A 1,583-nucleotide genomic window follows, 5' to 3' on the forward strand; every position below is an offset into this window, starting at 1 on the left:
CAAATGGACAAGATGATTTATTTTGGTATACAGCAGAGAAACAAAGCGATGGTACTTATCGAGCGCACGTAGAAGCAAGTAATCATAAGAATTCAGTCGGCGAGTATAATGTTCATCTGTTCTATCTTCAAAATGATGGAACATTTAAAAAGATTCAAGAAGTGACTACTCAAGTTTCTAAAAATACTGCGGTTCAAGCAACAGGTAAGATTAGTATTGTCAATAAAGATGATCAGAATGGGACATTTGATATTATCGTAACAGAAGTATCCAATCCTGGTGGTGTTAAAGTTGTTAAAGTACCAACTTGGTCCACTGAAGGAGGACAAGATGATTTATTTTGGTATACAGCAGAGAAACAGAGTGATGGTACTTATCGAGCGCATGTAGATTCGAAAAATCACAAGAATTCTAGGGGTGAGTATAATATTCATTTGTATTACTATCAGGACAACCACACCTTTAAATTAATTCAAGAAGTCACAACGCAGGTTCATCATACTCGTGCAACGGGTAATATTAGTATTGTTAATAAAGATGATCAGAATGGGACATTCGATATTGTCGTAACAGAGGTTTCCAATCCTGCAGGAGGAGTCCAGGTAGTAAAAGTACCAACTTGGTCCACTGAAGGAGGACAAGATGATTTGGTTTGGTATACGGCGGTTAGACAGCCAGACGGTAGTTATCGAGTGCATGTAGATTCGAGAAATCACAAGAATTCTACTGGTGAGTATAATATTCATTTGTATTATTATCAAGACAACCACACCTTTAAATTAATTCAAGAAGTCACAACGCAGGTTCATAGAAAATATAACACCCCTTACTTTTCACAAAGAGATAATCGATGGCGCTACAGAACCTATGGTATCAATAATATGGATGCAACTGGTTGTGTACCAACAGCTTTAGCTATGGCTATTTCTGGAGTGAAAGGCAAAACAGTCCTCCCAACAGAAGTGGCAGATTATTTGTACAATCATACCAATAGTTTTAATAAAACGGGTATTGGTACTGATGGGTATGGGATTAAATACGGTGCGGAGCACTGGGGTTTAACTGTTCAAGCTCTTCCTGATATTTCTGCCATTGTAAATACTCTAGAACAGGGTCATCATGTTCTAGCAGCAGTTGGAAATAGTTTATTTGTGCGTTATCCTGCAACTCATGAATTGGTTCTTACTAATTATGTGAATGGAAGAACATATGTTCGAGATCCATATAATGCCGCCAACAATGGATGGTATTCAGTTAGCACACTTGTTGCTATTAAAAGTACGGATCCAGTTGACCTTTCTTTAGGTTCTCCATTTATTGCAGTAAAATAAAATCGGAAGTTAAATAATGATCGAGGATATATTTTGGTCTAAAATGTCTAACATAAAGATACAATACCTATCCCATTGATTACGATATCAGTGACTTTGTAAGTTTACTTTGTGCTTCAAATTTTACAAAAATCATCTCCCAAGTAATGTTCGTTACTGGCTCTTTGTCAACTGTAGTGGGTTGATGAGAAGTTATAATCTGGAGAGGACTAAATCAGTCCTCTCCTTTTTGATGTTCAAAGCGATGAGGAT

At 36.9% G+C, this 1,583-nt stretch carries 1 protein-coding gene; it reads left to right on the top strand.

The window, feature by feature from the left end; genetic code table 11:
* Positions 1-1,331: GBS Bsp-like repeat-containing protein (locus A3I3_RS0109775; RefSeq protein ID WP_018372504.1), on the top strand; the 1,331-nt coding region annotated here is incomplete at its 5' end.
* Between the last annotated feature and the right edge of the window lie 252 nt (positions 1,332-1,583).

Origin of the sequence: Streptococcus massiliensis DSM 18628 (genome assembly GCF_000380065.1) — a bacterium.
Lineage (GTDB): Bacteria > Bacillota > Bacilli > Lactobacillales > Streptococcaceae > Streptococcus > Streptococcus massiliensis.